Source organism: Microbacterium sp. HSID17254 (genome assembly GCF_003989315.1).
GTDB lineage: Bacteria > Actinomycetota > Actinomycetes > Actinomycetales > Microbacteriaceae > Microbacterium.
This window is the reverse complement of the sequence record NZ_RBLT01000184.1, coordinates 1-782: the sequence shown is the minus strand read 5'-3', so window position 1 is coordinate 782 and position 782 is coordinate 1. Positions and strand designations below refer to the sequence as shown.

1 protein-coding gene is annotated in these 782 nt (G+C 70.1%); it reads left to right on the top strand.

Features of this window, described 5'->3' with window-relative positions:
• A partial coding sequence (locus D8M34_RS18480) for an aconitase family protein (protein ID WP_238695731.1) occupies positions 1-782 on the top strand: 782 nt, incomplete at both ends.

Below are 782 nucleotides of genomic sequence, written 5' to 3'. Positions count from 1 at the left end.
TCTTCGGCACCGCCGACGCGTTCGAGCGCAACATCGAGTTCGAGTACGGCCGCAACAAGGAGCGCTACCAGTTCCTGCGCTGGGGTCAGGGCGCCTTCGACGAGTTCAAGGTCGTCCCACCCGGCACCGGCATCGTGCACCAGGTCAACATCGAGAACCTGGCGCGGGTGGTCATGCCGCGCAACGGGCAGGCCTACCCCGACACCCTGGTCGGCACCGACTCCCACACCACGATGGTCAACGGGATCGGCGTGCTGGGCTGGGGCGTGGGCGGCATCGAGGCCGAGGCCGCGATGCTCGGCCAGCCGGTCTCGATGCTCATCCCGCAGGTGCTCGGCTTCAAGCTCACCGGGGAGATCCCCACCGGCGTGACCGCCACCGACGTGGTGCTCACGATCACCGAGATGCTGCGCCGCCAGGGCGTCGTCGGCAAGTTCGTCGAGTTCTACGGCGAGGGCGTCGCCTCGGTGCCGCTGGCCAACCGCGCGACGATCGGCAACATGTCGCCCGAGTTCGGCTCGACCGCCGCGATCTTCCCGATCGGCGCCGGGACCGTCCGCTACCGGAAGCGGACCGGCCGCTCCGCCGGGCAGAGCGCGCTGGTCGAGGCCGACGCCAAGGAGCAGGGCCTCTGGCACGACCCGGACCACGAGCCGGTCTACTCCCAGACGATGGAGCTGGACCTGTCGACGGTCGTCCCGTCGATCGCGGGCCCGAAGCGCCCGCAGGACCGCATCGAGCTGACCGACGCCAAGCCGGCGTTCCGCAAGACCGTGCACGAC